This window comes from Streptomyces sp. NRRL S-495, assembly GCF_000966955.1.
Classification (GTDB): Bacteria; Actinomycetota; Actinomycetes; order Streptomycetales; family Streptomycetaceae; genus Kitasatospora; species Kitasatospora purpeofusca.
The window spans coordinates 1-1,344 of sequence record NZ_JZWY01001314.1; the positions used below are offsets into that span (position 1 = coordinate 1).

The 1,344-nt window shown below is 78.4% G+C and carries 1 protein-coding gene; it reads right to left on the bottom strand.

Annotation, left to right across the window (positions count from 1 at the left end; all coding sequences use genetic code 11):
* The coding region (locus tag VR45_RS48190) for an acyltransferase domain-containing protein (RefSeq protein ID WP_045945149.1) at window positions 1-1,344 on the bottom strand (1,344 nt) is incomplete at both ends.

Here is a 1,344-nt window from a genome sequence, read left to right on the forward strand (position 1 = left end):
GTCGGCGGGCCCGGTGCTGACGGCGCCCCGGGTGAGGTACCAGACGGGGGCGGGCGCGGCCGCGTCGTCCAGGGCCTGGGCCAGGGCCACCTGGGCGGCGTGCGCCCAGGGGAGTTCGGGGTGCTCGGGGTGGGCGCCGGGGCGCAGGCCGAGCAGGGAGACCACGCCGGTCAGCGGGCCGTCCTCGGTGGTCAGCCGGGCCAGTTCGGCGGCCAGGGCGGGCCGGTCGACGCCGGCGGTGAGCAGCCGGACGGTGGCGCCGTGGGCGCCGAGCGCCTCGGTGAGGCCGCTCGCCCAGGGGTGGTCCTCCGCGTCGATGCCCTCCGGGAGGACGAGCAGCCAGCGGCCCTCGGTGGCGGTCGCGGTCGCCGTCGGGGTCCCGACGGGCCGCCAGACGACGCGGTGCCGCCAGCCGTCGGCGGCGGTCGCGGCGCGGCGCCGGTCCCACCAGGAGGCGAGCGCGGGCAGCACGGGGACCAGCCGGTCGCCGTCGACGCCGATCGCCTCGCCGAGGCGGCCCGCGTCCTGCTCGCCGACCAGGTCCCAGAACAGGCTGTCCCCGGCGGGCCCGCCCGGGGCGGCGGTCAGCTCCGGGGAGCGGCTGGCGTCCAGCCAGTAGCGCTGCCGCTGGAACGGGTAGCCGGGCAGCTCGGCGTGCGCGGGCCGGGCGTCGGCGAAGGCCGCCGTCCAGTCGACGGCCACGCCGCGCACGGACAGCTCGGCGACGGAGGTGAGCCAGCGCTCGCGGCCGCCCTGCCCGCGCCGCAGCGAGCCGGTGACGACGGCGGACGCGGTGGCGGCCGGGCCCACCGCGTCCAGGGTGTCCTCGATCGCGCCGGTGAGCACCGGGTGCGGGGAGACCTCGACGAACACGGTGTGCCCGGTCTCGGCGAGCCGGCGGGTGGCCTGCTCGAAGCGGACGGTGTGGCGCAGGTTCCGGTACCAGTAGCCGGCGTCCAGGGCGGCGGTGTCCTGCCACTCCCCGGTGACGGTGGACAGCAGCGGCACGGTGCCGGTGCGCGGCCGCAGGTCGGCGAGCAGACCGAGGAGTTCCTCGCGCAGCGCCTCGGTCTGCGCGGAGTGCGAGGCGTAGTCGATGTTGACCGGTCGGACGGTGACGCCCTCGGCGGTGTACGCGGCGGTGAGTTCGGCGAGCGCGTCGAGGTCGCCGGAGACGACGGTGGCCTGCGGGCCGTTGACGACGCCGATGGAGAGCCGGCCGGGCCAGGCGGTGATCCGCCGTTCGACCTCGGCCAGCGGGCGCGGCACGGACACCATGCCGCCCCGGTGGGAGATCCGGGCCCGGGCCGCGTCGGCGAGGTCGAGGCCGCCCGCGACGTAGGC